At 73.6% G+C, this 17508-nt stretch carries 17 protein-coding genes and 2 tRNA genes; 13 read left to right on the forward strand and 6 right to left on the reverse strand.

The features are described 5' to 3' along the window. Positions 1-102: 102 nt before the first annotated feature. The 4 genes from PYR91_RS22320 (at position 103) to PYR91_RS22335 (ending at position 3252) form a co-directional block, all read left to right on the forward strand. Complete coding sequence (locus PYR91_RS22320) at positions 103-465, forward strand: hypothetical protein (RefSeq protein ID WP_279782437.1); 363 nt, start codon at positions 103-105, stop codon at positions 463-465. 61 nt (positions 466-526) lie between these two features. Next, the gene (locus PYR91_RS22325) at positions 527-916 is read left to right on the forward strand and encodes a hypothetical protein (RefSeq protein ID WP_279782439.1); all 390 of its coding nucleotides are present in this window, start codon (positions 527-529) and stop codon (positions 914-916) included. A gap of 54 nt (positions 917-970) precedes the next feature. Further along, positions 971-1747 (forward strand): SRPBCC family protein, encoded by a 777-nt coding sequence (locus tag PYR91_RS22330; protein ID WP_279782441.1) that lies wholly within the window; start codon positions 971-973, stop codon positions 1745-1747. A gap of 248 nt (positions 1748-1995) precedes the next feature. After that, positions 1996-3252, forward strand: a complete 1257-nt coding sequence (locus tag PYR91_RS22335) for an MFS transporter (protein WP_279782444.1) — start codon at positions 1996-1998, stop codon at positions 3250-3252. Between the two features lie 88 nt (positions 3253-3340). On the opposite strand, the gene PYR91_RS22340 is transcribed toward PYR91_RS22335, so the two are convergent. Further along, positions 3341-4501 (reverse strand): FAD-dependent oxidoreductase, encoded by a 1161-nt coding sequence (locus tag PYR91_RS22340; protein WP_279782446.1) that lies wholly within the window; start codon positions 4499-4501, stop codon positions 3341-3343. Next, a complete protein-coding gene (sigJ, locus tag PYR91_RS22345) occupies positions 4498-5412 on the reverse strand; it encodes an RNA polymerase sigma factor SigJ (RefSeq protein WP_279782447.1) in 915 nt (304 codons plus the stop codon). The genes PYR91_RS22340 and sigJ overlap by 4 nt, the downstream gene beginning before the upstream one ends. 129 nt (positions 5413-5541) lie before the next feature. On the opposite strand from sigJ, the gene PYR91_RS22350 reads away from it, so the two are divergent. The 4 genes from PYR91_RS22350 to PYR91_RS22365 all read left to right on the forward strand — a co-directional run bounded on the left by PYR91_RS22350 (position 5542) and on the right by PYR91_RS22365 (position 8000). Next, positions 5542-5614 (forward strand) — tRNA-Ala (locus PYR91_RS22350). 45 nt (positions 5615-5659) lie between these two features. Beyond that, positions 5660-6244 (forward strand): UTRA domain-containing protein, encoded by a 585-nt coding sequence (locus PYR91_RS22355; RefSeq protein WP_279782449.1) that lies wholly within the window; start codon positions 5660-5662, stop codon positions 6242-6244. Between the two features lie 131 nt (positions 6245-6375). Then, the gene (locus tag PYR91_RS22360) at positions 6376-7194 is read left to right on the forward strand and encodes a GNAT family N-acetyltransferase (protein WP_279782450.1); all 819 of its coding nucleotides are present in this window, start codon (positions 6376-6378) and stop codon (positions 7192-7194) included. Between the two features lie 152 nt (positions 7195-7346). Next, the gene (locus PYR91_RS22365; RefSeq protein WP_279782452.1) at positions 7347-8000 is read left to right on the forward strand and encodes a class I SAM-dependent methyltransferase; all 654 of its coding nucleotides are present in this window, start codon (positions 7347-7349) and stop codon (positions 7998-8000) included. Between the two features lie 61 nt (positions 8001-8061). Here the strand turns inward: PYR91_RS22365 and PYR91_RS22370 are convergent, their stop codons facing one another. Together PYR91_RS22370 and PYR91_RS22375 are read right to left on the reverse strand one after the other, a co-directional pair. Then, the gene (locus tag PYR91_RS22370; protein WP_279782454.1) at positions 8062-8670 is read right to left on the reverse strand and encodes a hypothetical protein; all 609 of its coding nucleotides are present in this window, start codon (positions 8668-8670) and stop codon (positions 8062-8064) included. 11 nt (positions 8671-8681) lie between these two features. Next, the gene (locus PYR91_RS22375; protein WP_347943387.1) at positions 8682-10079 is read right to left on the reverse strand and encodes a selenium-binding protein SBP56-related protein; all 1398 of its coding nucleotides are present in this window, start codon (positions 10077-10079) and stop codon (positions 8682-8684) included. A 290-nt stretch (positions 10080-10369) separates the two neighbouring features. Between PYR91_RS22375 and PYR91_RS22380 the strand changes: the two genes are divergently transcribed. Further along, positions 10370-10933: a TIGR03086 family metal-binding protein gene (locus PYR91_RS22380; protein ID WP_279782456.1), complete on the forward strand. Its 564-nt coding sequence runs from the start codon at positions 10370-10372 to the stop codon at positions 10931-10933. A gap of 83 nt (positions 10934-11016) precedes the next feature. Next, positions 11017-11089: transfer RNA gene (locus tag PYR91_RS22385), tRNA-Ala, on the forward strand. Positions 11090-11130: 41 nt separating this feature from the next. On the opposite strand, the gene PYR91_RS22390 is transcribed toward PYR91_RS22385, so the two are convergent. Further along, entirely contained in the window at positions 11131-13011 is a 1881-nt protein-coding gene (locus tag PYR91_RS22390; protein ID WP_279782858.1) for a propionyl-CoA synthetase, read from the reverse strand. A gap of 107 nt (positions 13012-13118) precedes the next feature. Then, positions 13119-14105 carry a helix-turn-helix domain-containing protein gene (locus PYR91_RS22395; protein WP_279782458.1) on the reverse strand — a complete coding sequence of 329 codons (987 nt, stop codon included), beginning with the start codon at positions 14103-14105 and terminating at the stop codon, positions 13119-13121. A gap of 89 nt (positions 14106-14194) precedes the next feature. Between PYR91_RS22395 and PYR91_RS22400 the strand changes: the two genes are divergently transcribed. The 3 genes from PYR91_RS22400 to PYR91_RS22410 all read left to right on the forward strand — a co-directional run bounded on the left by PYR91_RS22400 (position 14195) and on the right by PYR91_RS22410 (position 17465). Next, the gene (locus PYR91_RS22400) at positions 14195-15496 is read left to right on the forward strand and encodes an MFS transporter (RefSeq protein ID WP_279782460.1); all 1302 of its coding nucleotides are present in this window, start codon (positions 14195-14197) and stop codon (positions 15494-15496) included. A 13-nt stretch (positions 15497-15509) separates the two neighbouring features. Beyond that, complete coding sequence (locus tag PYR91_RS22405; protein ID WP_279782461.1) at positions 15510-16217, forward strand: aminoacyl-tRNA hydrolase; 708 nt, start codon at positions 15510-15512, stop codon at positions 16215-16217. Between the two features lie 243 nt (positions 16218-16460). Then, a complete protein-coding gene (locus PYR91_RS22410) occupies positions 16461-17465 on the forward strand; it encodes a hypothetical protein (RefSeq protein ID WP_279782462.1) in 1005 nt (334 codons plus the stop codon). Positions 17466-17508: the final 43 nt, after the last annotated feature.

Consider the following 17508-nt stretch of genomic DNA (forward strand, 5'->3'; position numbering starts at 1 on the left):
CGCGGGAGGGGTCGCCCGGGGGCGGGAGCCGGGGAGAGCGGGGGAAAGGGCGAGGTGGCGGGCCGATAACCTACCTGCCATGTCCTTGATCTCTCCGGCGCGATGATCGGCGCCCTGGCCGCCGCCCTGATCGCCGGCTCGCTGCTCCTGGCCGTCGTGTGCGTCGTCACGGCCGTCCGCGACCGCCCGATGGGCATGGTGCTGCTCGTCGGGCTCGGGGTGCTGGAGGTGGCGCTGCTCGTCCAGGCGGGCGTCGGCGTCGCCAAGGTGGTCGCCGGGCAGAGCCCCGGCGAGACGGCGACGTTCGTCGGGTACCTCATCGGCACGGTCCTGATCCCGCCGGTCGCGGCCTTGTGGGCGCTCGCCGAGCGCACCCGCTGGGGCCCCGCCGTCGCCGCCGTGGCCTGCTTCGCCATCCCCGTCATGACCGGCAGGCTGCTGCAGATCTGGCAGGGCACGCCGTGAGCGTCCCGGCCGCCGCGACGCGCGCGCACGCCGCGGCGCCGGCGACCCGCCGGGGCGCGTCATGACCGGCGTGCCGGTCAACACCGGGCCCGGCCGCCTGCTCGTGGCCGTGTACGGCCTGTTCGCGCTGGCCGCCGGGGCCCGCGCGACGGTACAGCTCGCCACCCACTACGACGAGGCGCCGCTCGCCTACCTGCTCTCGGCGTTCGCGGCGGCCGTCTACATCGTGCTCACCGTGGCGCTCGCGCGCGGCGCCCGCCGCACCGCCCTGGCCGCCTGCGCCGTCGAGCTCGCCGGGGTCCTGGTGGTGGGCACGCTGAGCGTCGCCGACCCCGAGGCCTTCCCCCGGGCCACGGTCTGGTCTGGATTCGGGAGCGGTTACGGCTTCATCCCCCTGGTGCTTCCCGTGATCGGCCTGTTCTGGATTTTCCGCAGCCGGAAGTCCGAATAGGCCCGGCCGTCGTGGGCAGGCGTCCCCAGTACCGAGACAGAGGGAGGATGCCTGATGAGCACCATCGAACATTCGGTGGACGTGGCCGTCCCGATCCGGACGGCGTACAACCAGTGGACGCAGTTCGAGAGCTTCCCGGAGTTCATGGAAGGCGTGGAGTCGATCAAGCAGCTCGACGACACGCGCCTGGTGTGGAACGTCCAGGTCGCGGGCGTGCACAGGGAGTTCGAGGCCGAGATCACGGAGCAGAAGCCCGACGAGCGGGTCGCGTGGCGTTCGCTGGACGAGCCCCGCCAGGGCGGTGTGGTGACGTTCCATCACCTCACCGACGACACCACGCGCGTCATGCTCCAGATGGAGTTCACGCCGGAGGGCCTCGTCGAGACCGTCGGCGACAAGCTCCAGCTCGTCCGCATGCGCGTGCACGGCGACCTCGAGCGCTTCAAGAAGTTCATCGAGTCCCAGGGTCACGAGACCGGCGGCTGGCGCGGCGAGGTTCCCGCCCCGCACGACAGCGGCGACTACCCCGACTCCACCTCCGCGGCGCGCCGCGAGCCGGACGCCAGCGTGCTGCAGGGCACCGGCACCGGCGCGGGCACCCCGGTCGTCCCCGGCTCACCCGGCGCGCCCGCCGGTGCCGGAACGGCCTACGGCGAGCCCGCGGCGCCGGTCGGCACGGGCGCGGCCTACGGCGAGCCCGAGCCGCCGCGACCGGTGGCGGACTACCCGCGCGAGACCCCGCTTCCGGCTCCGGGCAGCGGCCCCGTCTCGCCTCTGGGCACTCCGCGCCTGGACGACGAGCCGCCGCTGAAGCCCGAGCGTCTGGCCTGACCGGCCACCCGCACGCCGCGCCCTGACCGGCGCGGCGCTCCGCGGCGGGTCTCCGCCGGAGAGCGACCGAGGGGACAGGGATCACCCTGTCCCCTTCGGCTTGCCCGGGGCCTTGCCGGCTCACCGTCCCCATGAGCGCGCTGTCAACCTGTGTGCGGCTCGTGTCGAAGGTCTGTTAGGGTTGCAGTCGTCCATTCATCCCATGACTGGACGATCCTGCATCACCAGCTAGACGGAAGACCTTCGTAATGAGCGTGCTCGCCCCTGACCGGCTCTCCACCACCGCGCCCACGCGGGTCGCCGGCAAAGGCGGATCGATCGCGTGGCTGGTGGTCCTCGGCATCGTGCTCGCCGCGCTCAACCTGCGCACGGCGGTCACCAGCGTAGGCCCCGTCCTCGACCAGGTACGGGCCGGCCTCGGCATGTCCGGCTCGATGGCCGGCCTGCTCACCACCCTGCCCGTGCTGTGCTTCGCGGTGTTCGGCGCGGCGACCCCGCCCCTCGCGAGGCGCGCCGGCGAGCACCGACTGCTGCTCGCCGCGCTCGTCCTGCTGGGCACGGGCCTGCTGGCGCGAGCGCTGGTCGACTCCACCGCCGTCTTCCTCGCCGCCAGCGTGGTGGCGCTGTCGGGAGGCGCGATCGGCAACGTGCTCATCCCGTCGCTGATCAAGCGCCACTTCCCCGGGCGCACCGGGAAGATGACCACCCTGTACGCGACGGCCCTGGCCGTCGGCACCATGCTCGCCGCCGCCGCGACGGTCCCGATCGAACGGGCCGCCGACGGCGACTGGCACGTCGCCCTTGGAGCATGGGCGGCACTCGCCGCTGTAGCCGTCATTCCGTGGCTCGCGCTCGCGCGCGATGAGCCGGAGCGGGACAGCACGCGGGACGCCGCCGGGCTGCGGGCGCTGGTGCGCACCCGCCTGGCGTGGGCGGTCGCCGGGTACTTCGGCACGCAGTCGTTGATCGCGTACGTCCTGTTCGGCTGGCTGCCGCAACTGCTGCAGGACCGGGGGTTCACCGGCGCCGAGGCCGGCGCGGGGGTCGCGCTGCTGACGGCGATCGGCGTCCCGGCGGCCCTGGTGGTCCCGGCGCTGGCGTCGCGCCAGGGGTGGCAGCGTCCGCTGGTCGCCGGGTTCACCCTGCTTTACGCGGCCGGGTTCGCCGGGCTGCTGGCCGCGCCCGCGTCCACGCTGTGGATCTGGGTGCCGCTGGTGGGGCTCGGCATGAGCTCGTTCCCGCTCGGCCTCACGATGCTCACCTCCCGCGCCCGCACGCCCGAGGCCACCGCCGCCCTGTCCGCCTTCGGACAGAGCACCGGCTACCTCATCGCCGGCGCCGGTCCGCTGGTGGTCGGCATGCTGTACACCGCGACCGGCGGGTGGACCGCGCCGTTCACGCTGGTCTTCGCGGTGCTGGCCGCCCACGCCGTCACCGGCTGGTACGCCGCGGGCGACCGCTTCCTGGAGGACCAGCTCGCCGGCCCCGCCGCCGGCCGGCCCTGACGCCCGCCAACGCTGACGCCGGTCGGCGCTGACGCCGGTCGGGCGTCACGCGGGCCCGCGAGCGGCGTCCGGCGCCGGCCGGGCCGGCTCAGGCCGCCCGCACGGTGCTGCGCCGCCCCAGGAAGGCGTGCGCTGCGGTCAGGGCGCTGGCGATCGAGACCTCGCCGAGCAGGCCGGGCGCGGCCACCATGTCCCCGGCCAGCCAGACCCCCTCGCCGCGGTCCACGGCGGGGCGGTCGCGCCAGGTGCGGCCGGGCAGGTCGAGCGCTCCGGTCCTGTGGTGGGCAATGGCGTCGCGGCGCCAGGTCACCCGCTCCCGCCACCCGGGCAGGCCCAGGTCGGCCAGCGCCTCCAGGCGGGCCAGCGTGTCGCGGCCGGGCTCCTCGCGCCGCGCCGGCATCTGCAACTGGAACAGGCGGTGGCCGGCGGGGGCCAGCGACGGGTCAGGCGCCGAGTACTGCTCGGCGAACCCGCCCTCGTCCAGGTCGGAGACGAGGAACGGGTCGCGGCCCTCGGCGCGCAGGCCGAGGTCGAGCAGCGCCGCCCGCCCGCTCTCCCAGCGCAGCCCGTCGTCCCCCAGCAGCCCGCGCGCCGCGTCCAGCGAGGTGGCGACGATCACCGGCCCCTCCGGGAGCCGGTCGACCCGGGCCCCGGTCTCCACCCGCACGCCCAGCTCGCGGGCGCGCGCCGCCATGCGGTCCACCAGCGCGCCCCAGCCGCCGATGACGTAGCGGACCGCGGGGTACCGCGGCGCGGTGACCCGCCGCAGCCGCTCCCAGACGAACGCCGCCGAGAGGCGTCCGGGGTCGGCCTCGTAGGTCACCACCCCCATCAGGCCGGACACCGCGCGCATGGCCTCCTCGCCGAACTCGCGGGTGGCCCAGGTGCCGAAGTCCTGCTCCACGGGGGCGGTGCGGCCCCGCCCCATGATGCCCCTGACCAGGGCCCGGGGCGGCCTGCCGGTCAGCGCGCCGCGGTGGCGGAACCGCGCGGTCGCGAGCTTGCGGAGCGGGATGCCGGCGGACGGCCGTGTCAGGCCCCTGCGGTCGAGCCACCGGTACCGCTCGCCGTCGGAGTAGAACACGTGGGTGCCGTCGTTGGCCACGTACGGCCCGGTAGTCGAGCGGGCCCGGCCGCCCAGCGTGTGGTGCGCCTCGTGCAGCGTGACGCGCGCGCCGCCCTCGGCGCACGCGATGGCGGCGGTCAGACCGGCGAGCCCGCCGCCGACGACGGTGATGGAGAGTGTCATGCGCTCTCGGACGTACCGGGCCCGCCGAGGTGTGACATCTTCTCGGGATTGGCGAGGAGGTACACCGTCCGCACGACGCCGTCGGCCACCACCAGCGAGATCATCGCGATCGCCCGGCCCTCCGCGGTGAGGACGACCGCGGGGCCGCCGTTGACGTCGGCGATCTCGACGGTGTACCCGGCCGACTCCGGCAGGCCGGCGGAGGCCAGGAACCGCCGGGCGCCCCGCTCGGACGCGATCGTGACCAGGAACCGCGCCACCCCGGCCGCGCCCCGCAGGACGCGCAGCGGCGCCCTGACCTTCCCGCCGCCGTCGCCGACCAGCTTCACGTCGTCGGCCAGCAGTCGCAGCAGCCCGTCCAGGTCGCCTTCGGAGCAGGCCTGGATGAACCGCTCGGTGACCTCGCGACGTTCGGCCCGGCCGACGTCGAAGCGCGGCCTGCGCTCGCGCACGTGCTCGCGCGCCCGGCGGGCGAGCTGCCGCGTGGCGGGCTCGGCCCGGCCGATCACCTCGCCGATCTCGGCGAAGGGCATGCCGAACGCCTCGCGCAGGACGAACACCGCCCGTTCCAGCGGCGACAGCGTCTCCAGCACCACCAGCAGGGCCAGGTCGACCGAGTCGGCCAGCTCCACGTGCTCGGACAGGTCGGCCTCGGTGCTGACCGGCTCGGGAAGCCACGGGCCGACGTAGGCCTCGCGGCGCGCCTTCACCGCCCTGAGCCGGTCGATGGCGAGCCGCCCGGTGACGCGCACCAGGAACGCCCTGGGGTCGGCGACCCCCGCGGCGTCCACCCGCGACCAGCGCAGCCACGCCTCCTGGACGACGTCCTCGGCGTCGGCGACGCTGCCCAGGATGCGGTACGCGACCCCGGCGAGCACCCGGCGGTGCTCCTCGAAGATTTCAACGGACATGTCTCCCCAGACGGATCGCCACCGGACCAGCGTGACATCGCCCCGGTGGCCGCCGCACCCGGCTCCCGCGACGGGGTTCGCGGTTTCCGCGCGGCGGCCGGGTTCCTATAGACTGTGCGGGCATCGCAAGGGGCTATAGCGCAGTTGGTAGCGCGCCTCCATGGCATGGAGGAGGTCTGGGGTTCGAATCCCCATAGCTCCACCCCTTCCCTTCCTTGATCGACCACGTGTGAACGCCGGGGAGTTCGTGGAGTCACAGGCCCCGCGGCGAGCCGGGCAGCGGCCGCCCGGCCCGATCGTCCGCCGCACACTGCCCACCGAGCCGTCCGTCCGCGCCTCCGCGTCGCTCTTCGTCGCCGAGGCCGAGCGGCAGGGCCTGCGCGCGGGGCGGCGCATGCTCTTCGTCGGGCCCGAGCCCGCCGCCGCCCACGTGGCCGAGGCGCTCGGCGTCCGGCCGGGGGAGCCGGTGCTGGCGCGGCGCAAGCTGCTGCTCGCCGACGACGTCCCGGTACGCGTGGCCACCAGCTTCTTCCGGCTCGACCTCTTCGAGGGCACCCCGCTCGGCGATCCCGGCTTCGTCCGCCCGAGCCTGCAGGCCGGCATCGAGGCCCTCGGCCACCGCTTCGGGCACGCCGAGGAGTACCTGATCGCCCGCCCGCCCACCGCCCCGGAGGCCGAGACCCTCCTGCTCGACGCGGGGGAGTGGGTGGTGCAGATCGTCCGCACCGGGTACGCGGCCGGCGGCACGCCGATCCACACGCTGGAGACCATCTGTGCCGCCTCCCGCCACGTGTTCCCCGTCACCCAGGTCACCGGCGCCGACGAGTTCTGACCGCCGCCGCCCGGCGCGGCGGCCGGCGGGCTTCCTGACAGGAGTCGTCAACAGGGCGGGACGTGCCCGGTTCCCGTTCCGCCCGGTGAATCGGGTGGCCGCGGGAAACGGCCGTTGGCACACTGACCGGCATGTGGACCTTCACCGGCGACTTCGAGAACCTCCCACGCGCGGCGCAGGCATGGCTGCGCCGCGACCCCGTGCGCAACACGGTGCCGATCACCGTCCTGCGCGGCATGGGCGAGGGGCTGTGGAACCGCGACATCCTGCTCGGCTGGCTCACCGAGGGCGCCGAGGTGACCGGGGTCGTGCTGCACACCCCGCCCTACCCCGTCCTGCTGTCCGACCTGCCGGTCGGCGCGGTGCCGTCGCTCGCCGAGGAGCTGCGCGGACGCGAGGTGCCGGGCGTGAGCGGGCCGCTGGCCCAGGCCGAGGCCTTCCTGACGGCCTCGGGGCGCGAGGAGAAGGGGCGGACGTCCCAGCGTCTCTACCGGCTGGACGGCCTCAGGATCCCCCGGCTGGAGGGCCGCGTGCGCTCCGGCGGCCCCGAGGACACCGAGCCGGCCCTCGAATGGATGACCGCCTTCCAGGCGGAGGCCGTGGCCCACTCCGCGGAGCGAGACCTGGAGCCGCAGGTGAAGCACCGCCTCCACCAGGGCGAGCTGGTGTTCTGGGAGCGGGACGGGCGCGCGGTCGCGATGGCGGGCTTCTCCCGGCCGGTCGGCGGGATGTCGCGCATCGGGCCGGTGTACACCCCGCCTGAGCTGCGCGGTCGCGGCCACGGCACGGCCGTCGCCTACGCGGCCACGCGCGCCGCACAAGAGGCCGGCGCTCACCTCCTGCTGCTGTTCACCGACCTGGCCAACCCGACGTCCAACTCCATCTACCAGGCCCTCGGCTACCGCCCCGTCGGCGACTACGCCGCCATCATGTTCACCCCGGACCGCTGAGGCGTCCTGCCCCGGCCGATCGAAGGGAGTAGCCGGCACCCCCTAAAGTTAGGCCCCGAGTATCAACTGACTTCCTGACTGCAGTTGACTTAGTAGGTAATATTCCCTTTATCTACTGGAGCACCATAACCGCTCAGCGTGGGGTGGATGGAATGTCAGCGGATTGCTCACGTCCGGCACACCGGGTCGCGCAAGCTGAGGCCTTCGACCGGATCGGCGAACGGTACGACGAGGCGTTCCCCTACAAAGGAGGGCAGATCGCCTCTGGCGAGTGGGTGTTGCGGCGGCTCCGCCCAGGCGCACGGGTCCTCGACGTCGGGTGCGGCACCGGCCTGCCCACGGCCAAGCAGTTCACCGACGCCGGGTGCGAGGTCACCGGCATCGACATCTCGCCCGTGATGCTATCGCTCGCGGGCAAGCACGTGCCGGACGCCGACCTCCGCGAGGTCGACATCGTCGAGCTGGACGGGAGCCTCGGCCGGTTCGACGCGATCGTGGCCTTCTTCTCGCTCTCGATGCTGCGCAGGGACGAGATCATGTCCTCGCTCCTGCGGTTCCACGAGCTGCTCGTCCCCGGCGGCTGGCTCGCCGTCGGCATGGTCGAGATGGACGTCGACGAGGCGCCCGTCCGCGTCCTGGACACCGCCATGAGGATCACCGGATACGCCCGCTACGCGCTGCGGGCCGTCGTCGAGGAGGCCGGTTTCAGCGTGCGCGAGCAGATGGACCTCGCGTACATTCCCGCCTCGGACGACGAGCCGATGGAAATGCAGCTCTTTCTCAACTGCCGCAGAAACACCTTCTGACGGTTGATCCCCGGTGACGGCGCGCGGGGCGCCGTGACCGCGGAACGGGCGCGCGCCCGGCTCACGTCAGGGCGGCGAAGGCTCCCGCGCCGATGAGGGCGATCGCCCAGGCGAAGTCCAGGTTGAACCACGCCTTGCGGAGCACCGCGACGCCCAGGCGCTCGTAGACGACAACCGCCAGCACCGTCGTGGCCGCCAGCATGGCGGCGGTGTGCACGGCCGTGAACAGCAACGTCTGCTGGGTGAGCGCGAGCACGGCATGGCCGCCGTGGCCGCCGGACAGCGCGACCGGCAGCAGCATGAGCCCGGCCCCGTGCGCCGTCGCCATGAGGAACGACCAGCCCGCGAGCTGCGGACCGGTGACGCGCATGCCCACCCAGCGGGGATGGCGCCGCCGCACGAGCCGCCACACGCCGAAGCCGCACACCAGCGCCGCCACGCCGTACGACACCGCCCTGGGCGGCGCGGCGACCCGCGCGGCCGACACGAGCGCGAGCGTGACCAGCACCGACGCCGCGTGGCCGAGCACGATCGGCGGCAGCGCCCTCAGCACCGCGCGGCGCGATCTGTCCTGCAGGCCGAGCGCGACGGCGAACAGCCACCCCATGGCCGGGTTCAGGCCGTGGAAGGCGCCGAACCCGGCCAGGATCAGCCACTGCGTCAGGTCCATGAGGCGGCCGGTCAGGGGTAGCAGAAGGAGTCGGAGGAGGAGTCGCCGCCCTGCAGCCTGACCTGGTGCGGGCGGCGGCCGTCCTCGGCGAGGTCCACCAGGAAGTCCGGGTCGAGCGTCAGGGATCCGTCGTCGGCGATGTCCACCTTGGCCAGCCAGCCGGAGACGCCTTCGGGGTAGAAGACGTCGTCCCAGGAGCGGTAGAGGGAGTTGGTGAAGTAGACCCGCCGGCCGTCCCTGCTGACCTCTACCATCTGCGGCCCGCCGTTCCTGGCGACGCCGGCCGTGCCGGGGTGCGGGTCTCGCCGGGCGATGCCCCCGACGCGCACCGAGCCGGTCTGGCGGGGGGCGAGCGGGTCGGACACGTCGTAGGCGAGCAGCTCGCCGGTGCCCCACGCCGAGATGAGCAGGATGCGGTCGTCCAGGGTGAGCGAGATGTCGCCGACCAGCGGCGGCACCGCGCCGAACTGCTTGAGCGGCGCGGGGAGCAGGCCGGGGTCGGCGGGCTCCGCCGGGATGGTGATGGTCTTGCGCGCCTTCCAGGTGCCCTCGTCGAGGTACCAGGTGAAGATGTTCGCGGACAGGTCCTCGACGCTGATCACGGTGTTGACGAACCCGTGCGTCTTGGTCGGGTCGTGGGCCGGGCGCAGCTCCAGGGCCATCTGGTGCTGGTCGCCGAGGTCGATCTCTCGCAGGTGGGTGCGCTTGCGCAGGTCCCACACGTGCAGCCGGTGGCCGTACTTCCGGCCGAGCAGCAGGTCGAGGTCGGGGCCGGCCTCGATCATGTTCGGCGTGCCCCACTCGCTGCTGATCATGGTGTCGTGGCCGAGGTGCCACCAGAAGTCGTAGTGCAGCCGCTGCGGCCCCCGGTCGGCCTCCCAGGGGCCGATCGGCTCGAACGTGTCGTGGTCGAGCATGAACACCCCGCCCGGCGCGTCGCCGTCCACGTTCCCGAGGGCGCTGACGTAGATGGCGTCGGTGCCGCAGTGCACGGTGTGCGGGCGGCTGTAGCCGGTGCGCTCGAAGATCGTCTCCGGCTCGATCGTCTTGACCAGCCGGGGGCGCGCGGGGTCGTCCTTGACGTCGAAGACGTAGACGCGCGAGGAGCGCAGCCCCGGCACCACGAGGTAGCGGCGCTCGACGTGCGGGTGCGGTGCGTACGGGCACAGCGCGGCGCTGCAGACGTTCCACCCGAAATGGTGCAGTTCGTCGCCGGCCACCGGCATGTCCTGGACGTCGACGATGGTGCCGTACGCCGGAGAGCCGGGATCGAGGTCGACCGTCGCCAGCCCGTCGGGCCTGCCGTCGCCCCGCGCGTCGAGCAGCGCGACGTACGCGAGCCGTTCGCGCGGAGCCCGCATGGCCTCCCGCGGCGACGGATAGAAGGTGGGATCCGGCTGGACGAGCATGATGTCCCCTTTCGGCGGTGCCGGCCTGTGGGCGATCTGACAACCCCTATATCTTGTAGGGAATTGGTGCTTTGTCCAGAGTGAGTCGGGCTCGCTTTCGATCGCGTCGCGAACACGTCTCGGCTCTCGCAACCGGCTGCCCCGGCGGGCGGGAACACGCGTAGCCTGACCCGGGCGATCCGTTCCCCCGGGGGGATCACGGACGCCGACCATCATGGGGCACGGGGTCTCGCCGGCGCGGGGGGCGACGCTCCGCAGGCGAAGGGTGCGAGATGGTAGATACGGAACAGATGCCAAGGCTGCTGGCCAAGGCGTCAGTGGGGACGTCCGCGGTGGTACGCGGCATCGAGCCGGCCTCGTTCGGCGAGCCGACGCCGTGCGCCAAGTACGACGTGCGAGCCCTGCTCAACCACCTGTTCGGCGTGATCGTCATGTTCCATTCGCTCGCGCGCAAGGAGGAGGTCCCCGAGGGCCTGCTGCAGGCCGACCACCTCCACGGCGACTGGGCCACCGGATTCGAGAAGGCCACCGAGCGGCTGGTCGAGTTGTGGAGCGATCCCGAGGCGTACGAGGGCGTCACGCCGACGCTCGGCGTGCCCGCCTCCATCGCCGCCCAGATGGCGCTGATCGACCTCGTCGTCCACGGCTGGGACCTCAGCCGCGCCACCGGCCTGCCGTACACGGTTGACGACGAGCTGGTGCGGGCGGTCACCGCGCTGATGGAGCGCATGGGCGACCAGGCCCGGCAGATGGGCGTCTTCGGCGCGGCCGTGCCCGTGCCCGAGACGGCCCCGGCCTTCGACCGGGCGCTCGGCCTGAGCGGCCGCGACCCGCGGTGGTCGCCTCCCGCGTGAGCCGGGCGGTTCCGACCGTCGGGCGAGGTCCGATACACTGGCGTGGCGCGACGCGGCCGAAGGTTCGGTGCGCCACGCGACCAGGGGCTATAGCGCAGTTGGTAGCGCGCCTCCATGGCATGGAGGAGGTCTGGGGTTCGAATCCCCATAGCTCCACCCCCCTCACCCGCCGCGCCGGCGGGCTCGCGTGGCCCCGCTCAGGCGCGGGGGCGCAGCACCGGGCGCAGCGCGTCCAGCACCGAGGCGTCCTCGATGGTCGAGGGCACCGGCTCCTCGTCACCGTCGGCGATGCCGCGCATGGTCTTGCGCAGGATCTTTCCCGATCGGGTCTTCGGCAACGCCGGCACGATGTCGACGTGCTTGAACGACGCGACCGCGCCGACCTCGTCGCGCACGAGACGCACCAGCTCCTGTCGCAGGGTCTCGGGGTCGGCCCGCACGCCGCTCTTGAGCACCACGAGCCCGCGCGGCACCTGGCCCTTCAGCTCGTCGGCCACGCCGATCACGGCGCACTCGGCGACGGCGGCGTGCCCGGCCAGCACGGCCTCCATCGAGCCGGTGGACAGGCGGTGCCCCGCCACGTTGATGACGTCGTCGGTGCGGCCCATGACATACAGGTAGCCGTCCTCGTCGACGTGCCCGCCGTCGCCGCTCAGGTAGTGGCCGGGGTAGGCCGACAGGTAGGAGGCCAGGAAGCGCTCGTCGTCACGCCACAGCGTCGGCAGCGTGCCGGGCGGCAGCGGCAGGCGCACGCAGATCGCGCCCTCCTGGCCGGGCGGGCACAGCTCCCCGTCGGGGTCGAGCACCCGCACGTCGTAGCCGGGCACCGGCACCGTGGGGGAGCCGGGCTTGATCGGCATGGGCTCCAGGCCGCGCAGGTTGGCCGCGACGGGCCAGCCGGTCTCGGTCTGCCACCAGTGGTCCACCACGGGCACGCCCAGCTTCTCGGTGGCCCAGTGGTAGGTGTCCGGGTCGAGCCGCTCCCCGGCCAGAAACAGCGTCCGCAGGCACGAGACGTCGTACTTGGCGAGCAGCCCGGCGTCGGGGTCCTCCTTCCTGATGGCGCGGAAGGCCGTCGGCGCGGTGAACAGCGCCGTCACCCGGTGGTCGGCGATCACCCGCCAGAAGGCGCCGGCGTCCGGGGTGCCCACCGGCTTGCCCTCGTACAGCACCGTCGTGGCGCCCAGCAGCAGCGGCCCGTACACGATGTAGGAGTGGCCGACCACCCAGCCGACGTCGGACGCCGCCCAGAACACCTCGCCGGGTGACACGTCGTAGACGTTGCGCATGCTCCACAGCAGCGCGACCGCGTGCCCGCCGTTGTCGCGCACGACGCCCTTCGGCCGTCCCGTGGTGCCGCTGGTGTACAGGATGTAGAGCGGGTCGGTGGCCGCCACGGGCACGCATCCCACGGGCGCGGCGGCCGCGGTCGCCTCGGCCCAGTCGACGTCGCGGCCCCGCACCATCGTGGCCACGGCCTGGGGCCGCTGCAGGATCACGCAGTGGGCCGGGGCGTGCTCGGCCATCTCAAGGGCGCTGTCGAGCATCGGCTTGTACTCCACGACGCGGCTGCCCTCGATGCCGCAGGACGCCGACACCACGACCTTGGGCCGGGCGTCGTCGACGCGGACGGCCAGCTCGCGCGGGGCGAACCCGCCGAACACCACCGAGTGGACGGCGCCGATGCGGGCGCAGGCCAGCATCGCGATGACGGCCTCGGGCACCATCGGCATGTAGATCACCACCCGGTCGCCGGCGCCGGCCCCCAGCCCCTCCAGCACCCCGGCGAACCGCGCCACCTCGGCCAGCAGCTCGGCGTAGGTGTAGGTGCGCGCCGTGCCGGTGACCGGGCTGTCGTAGACGAGCGCCGCCTGCGCGCCGCGCCCGGCCGCCACATGCCGGTCGAGCGCGTTGTAACAGGTGTTCAGCTCACCGCCGGTGAACCACCGGTAGAACGGCGCCGCGTCCGCGTCCAGCACCTTGCCCGGCGTCCGATCCCAGTTGACGGCCTCGGCGGCGTCCCGCCAGAAACCGTCGGGGTCGGTGATGCTTCTCGCGAAGACCTCCGCGTACGACATGGCCACCGGCTCACCCCCGGGTCGGATCTACGACGCCATCATGACTCAGCCTCACGACGGGCGACAGCCCTCAACCAGACATGACACCGGGAATCGGGGCGCGCCCGTCAGCCGCCGGGGGAGGGGACGGCCGGAGGCGACGGCCGGAACGTGTGCCGGTACGTGAGCGGCGCCACCCCGACGGCGGCGTGCAGGTGCTGACGCAGCGACACCGCGCTGCCGAACCCGCAGCGCACGGCCACCTGGTCGACGGGCAGGTCGGTGGTCTCCAGCAGGTGCCGGGCGAGCTCGACCCGCTGCCTGGTGAGCCACCGCGCGGGGCTCAGGCCGGTCTCCTCGCGGAAGCGCCGCGTGAAGGTGCGCACGCTCATGCGCGCGTGCCCGGCCTGCTCGGAGAGGTCGAGCCGGTCGCCGAGCCGTTCGAGCATCCAGGCCCGCGTCGGCGCGGTGCCGTTGCCGCCGGGCGAGGGCAGCGGCCGCTCGATGAACTGCGCCTGGCCGCCGTCCCGCCAGGGCGGCATCACGCAGCGCCGGGCGACCTGGTTGGCGACCGCGCTGCCGTGGTCGCGCCGCACGACGTGCAGGCACAGGTCGATGCCGGCGGCCACTCCCGCGGAGGTGAGCAGGTCGCCGTCGTCGATGAACAGCACGTCGGGGTTGAGCCGCACCCGGGGGAACAGCGACCGGAACCGGGCGGCGTTGCGCCAGTGGGTCGTCGCGGGGCGCCCGTCGAGCAGGCCCGCCGCGGCCAGCACGAACGCGCCCGTGCAGATGGACATCACGCGCGACCGCCCGGCCGCCTCGCGCAGCGCGTCACGCAGCTCGCCGTCCACCGTGCCCTCGGTGAGCGCCGTGCCGCCGTGTACCCCCGGGACGATCACGGTGTCCGCCGTGGCCAGGACCGACAGGTCGTGGTCGGGCACCACGCTGTACCCCGCCCCGCCGCGTACGGGCCGACCGCCGGGGGAGCAGGTGACCACCTCGTACAGCCGCCGCCTCCGGTCGTCCTCGGCGACCCAGAACACCTGGCCCGGGATGCCGAGGTCGAGCGAGGCGAAGTCGTCGAGCGCGACGACGGCGATGCGATGCGCCATGGCCGGATTCTTGCACATATTGGCTACCAGGCCACTCGCGGGCCGTGGCCTGGGCTTCCATGATGGTCGTCATGGCGAATGCGACGAATATGAGGTCGAGGCGGCGTCCGCACCGGGCGTGGGTCGTGGCGGGCGTGGCCTTCGTCGCGATCGTGGGGGCGGCGGGCTTCCGGGCGACGCCCGGTGTGCTCATCACCCCGCTTGAGGACGAGTTCGGCTGGACGCGCGGGACGATCTCGCTCGCCGTCTCGGTGAACCTGGTGCTGTACGGCCTGACGGCCCCCTTCGCCGCGGCGCTGATGGACCGGCTCGGCATGCGGCGGGTGGTCGCCTCGGCGCTGCTGCTCGTGGCACTCGGCAGCGGCCTCACGGTCTTCATGACGTCGAGCTGGCAGCTCATCCTGTGCTGGGGCGTCCTGGTCGGCCTCGGTACCGGCTCGATGGCGCTGGTCTTCGTCGCCACGGTCACCGACCGCTGGTTCGTCCGGCACAGGGGCGTGGTCGTCGGCGTGCTGACGGCGGGCGGGGCCGCGGGGCAGCTCGTGTTCCTGCCCCTGCTGGCCTGGGTGGCCGAGGGCCCGGGATGGCGCACGGCCGCGATCCTGGTGGCCGGATCCGCGCTGGCGGTCGTCCCTCTCGTCTGGCTCTTCCTGCGCGACCGGCCCGAGGACGTCGGCCTCACGCCCCTCGGCGCCGAGCCCGGCGCCGTCCGCCCGGCGCCGCCCACCGGCGCCTCGGGGATGCGGGCCCTGACCGTGCTGAGGTCGGCGGCGCGCACGCGGTCGTTCTGGTACCTCGCAGGCGGCTTCGCGATCTGCGGTGCGAGCACCAACGGCCTGGTGGGCACCCACTTCATCCCCGCCGCGCACGATCACGGGATGCCGCAGACCATGGCGGCCGGGCTGCTGGCGCTGATCGGCGTCTTCGACGTGGTGGGGACGATCTTCTCGGGCTGGCTCAGCGACCGGGTCGACCCGCGGATCCTGCTCGGCGGGTACTACGCGCTGCGCGGCGCCTCGCTGCTCGTCCTGCCCTCGCTGTTCTCGGCCACGGCCGAACCCAGCATGCTGATCTTCATCATCTTCTACGGCCTCGACTGGGTGGCCACCGTGCCCCCCACCGTGGCGCTCTGCCGGACGGTGTACGGCCGGGACGGCGCGGTGGTGTTCGGCTGGGTGTTCGCCTCCCACCAGGTCGGCGCCGCCATCGCGGCGGTGGTGGCCGGCGTCACCCGCGACCACCTCGGCCACTACGACGCCGCCTGGTACGGAGCCGGCCTGCTCTGCGCCCTCGCCGCCCTGTTGTCCCTCCGAATCGCCCGCGGCCTTCCGGGCCCGCCCGCCGCGTCCGACCGGCCCCGAGCCGCCGTGCCCACGTCCGGCGGGGCCTGACATCCTTGGAGCCGTGAGCGAGCCAGACCGCCAGGTTCTCCCCCTCGTCGTCCGAATCGAGCGGGCCACCCCTCCGCGGCGCACCGACGCTCTGGAGGCGGCGGCGGCCGCGGTGCTCGCCATGCTCGACGACGAGCGGGCCGTGAGCGGCGAGTGGGCGCAGGCCGTCCGGGCGTGGGAGACCGTCGGCATCCGCAAGGTCGTGCGCCGCGCCCGCGGGGGCGAGTGGAGACGCGTGCTCGACCTCCCCGGCATCACGGTGACCGTGCGGTCGGCGGAGGTGCGCGTCCATCCACCCATCCCGGTCGACGCCTGGCCGAAGGAGCTCTCACGGCTGCAGGTCTCGGGCACCGACCTGGACGACGACGAACCACCCGGGCCGCCCCCGCCCGGCGGCGCGGTGCTGTGGCTCAACCCGGCGCTCACCATGTCGGCGGGCAAGGCCATGGCGCAGGCCGGTCACGCGGCGCAGCTCGCCTGGTGGGGCACGAGCCAGCCCGCGCGCGCCGCGTGGGCCGAGGAGGGGCTGCCCGTGGCCGTGCGGACGGCCGACGAGCGCACCTGGGCGCGGCTGGTGGACAGCGGGCTGCCCGTGGTGCGCGACGCCGGCTTCACCGAGATCGAGCCCGGCTCGCGCACGGTCGTCGCCGACGCGCCGTGGCTGCGCGCGGGCGGCCACCGCCCGGCGGGCCACGGCCCGCTCCGCAACCCCTCGCGGTAGCGTCCCGCGGCCGGTGATCACGGGCGGCTCGCGGGTGATCGCCCGCCTCTCCGCAGCGTGTCCCGTGCGGCTGACGGCGAGTGAAAGCAGAGGTCAGCGTGGGTGAACGCGCCGATCGGGAAGGTACTCGTTCCCGAAGTGTGATCGAGATCGCGGGCGGGCGCGGGGGATATGCCGTACGCTCCCAACGTGCCAAATGGGGTAGGTGGGAACTACGGGGCCAATGCCGTCCCAACGTACGTAATGGCTGAAGCGGAGACCGCGCCGCTGCCCAAGATCACCATAACGGATCCCCCGCCGCCGCCGCCCCCGGGCCGGCGCACCCTGATCTCGCGGCTCGGCGACCTGCCCATGCGGGTGATCTACCGCAGCGTGCTCGGTGTGACCGGCGCCGTGGCCGTCGCGGCCGCCGGGGTGGTGTTCTTCGTGAACGGCGGGGGCGAGGGCACGCCCACGGCCGCCGGTCCGCAGGCTCGGCCGGTGGCGTCGGAGCCGCCCGCGCCCGCCTCGGACGCCGGCCCGCTCCCGGCCCCCGCCGCCGTCCCGGTGACCTCCGCGTCCGCGTCGCCGTCCTTCTCCGCGTCCCCGTCCTCCTCCACGTCGCCGTCCTCCTCCACGTCGCCGTCCTCCTCCACGTCGCCGTCCTCCTCCGCGTCGCCCGAGGCGTCGACTCCGGCGCCCGGCTGGAGCGCGCTCGCCGCGGCCGAGGCCGACGCGCGTGTGCCCGAAGCGCCCCGCACCCGCAAGCTGGCCGACTTCCCCGGCCGTGCCGCCGCCACCAGGGGAGTGGTCAAGGACAAGCGGTCCGGCATCACGCTGCCGCGCTTCACCAAGGAGTGGAAGCTCGCCAAGTCCTCGCCGTTCGCCACCCGGCGGCTGCTGCCCGCCGTCAAGGGGGCCGGCCACCGCGGCCTGCTGGCGACCTGCCCGGTGCCGATCGCCGTCCAGGACGATCTCAAGGACACCGCCTTCCTGGCCGCGCGGTGGACGCTCAACCACCACCCCGACGGCGCCACGATCACCTGGACGGCCTCCCAGCCCATCAAGGCCGGCAAGCGCGACGGCTGGCTGCTCGGCTACCGCGTGCGCTACGAGGTGGACGGAAAGAAGCGGACCTCGACGGCCGCCGTCGCGCTGGTCGACGTGCGCGACTCCAAGCCCGCCCTGGTGTTCGTCACCATTCCGGAGGCCCAGAAGAAGCGGTTCGCGGACATCAACAAGGTGATGTCCGGCATCCGCGCTCTCTAGGCCGTCCGTCCCCGCTACGGGACGGCTGCCATAGGGTCGGAAG

The sequence above is a fragment of the Sphaerisporangium sp. TRM90804 genome, assembly GCF_029846175.1.
GTDB lineage: Bacteria > Actinomycetota > Actinomycetes > Streptosporangiales > Streptosporangiaceae > Sphaerisporangium.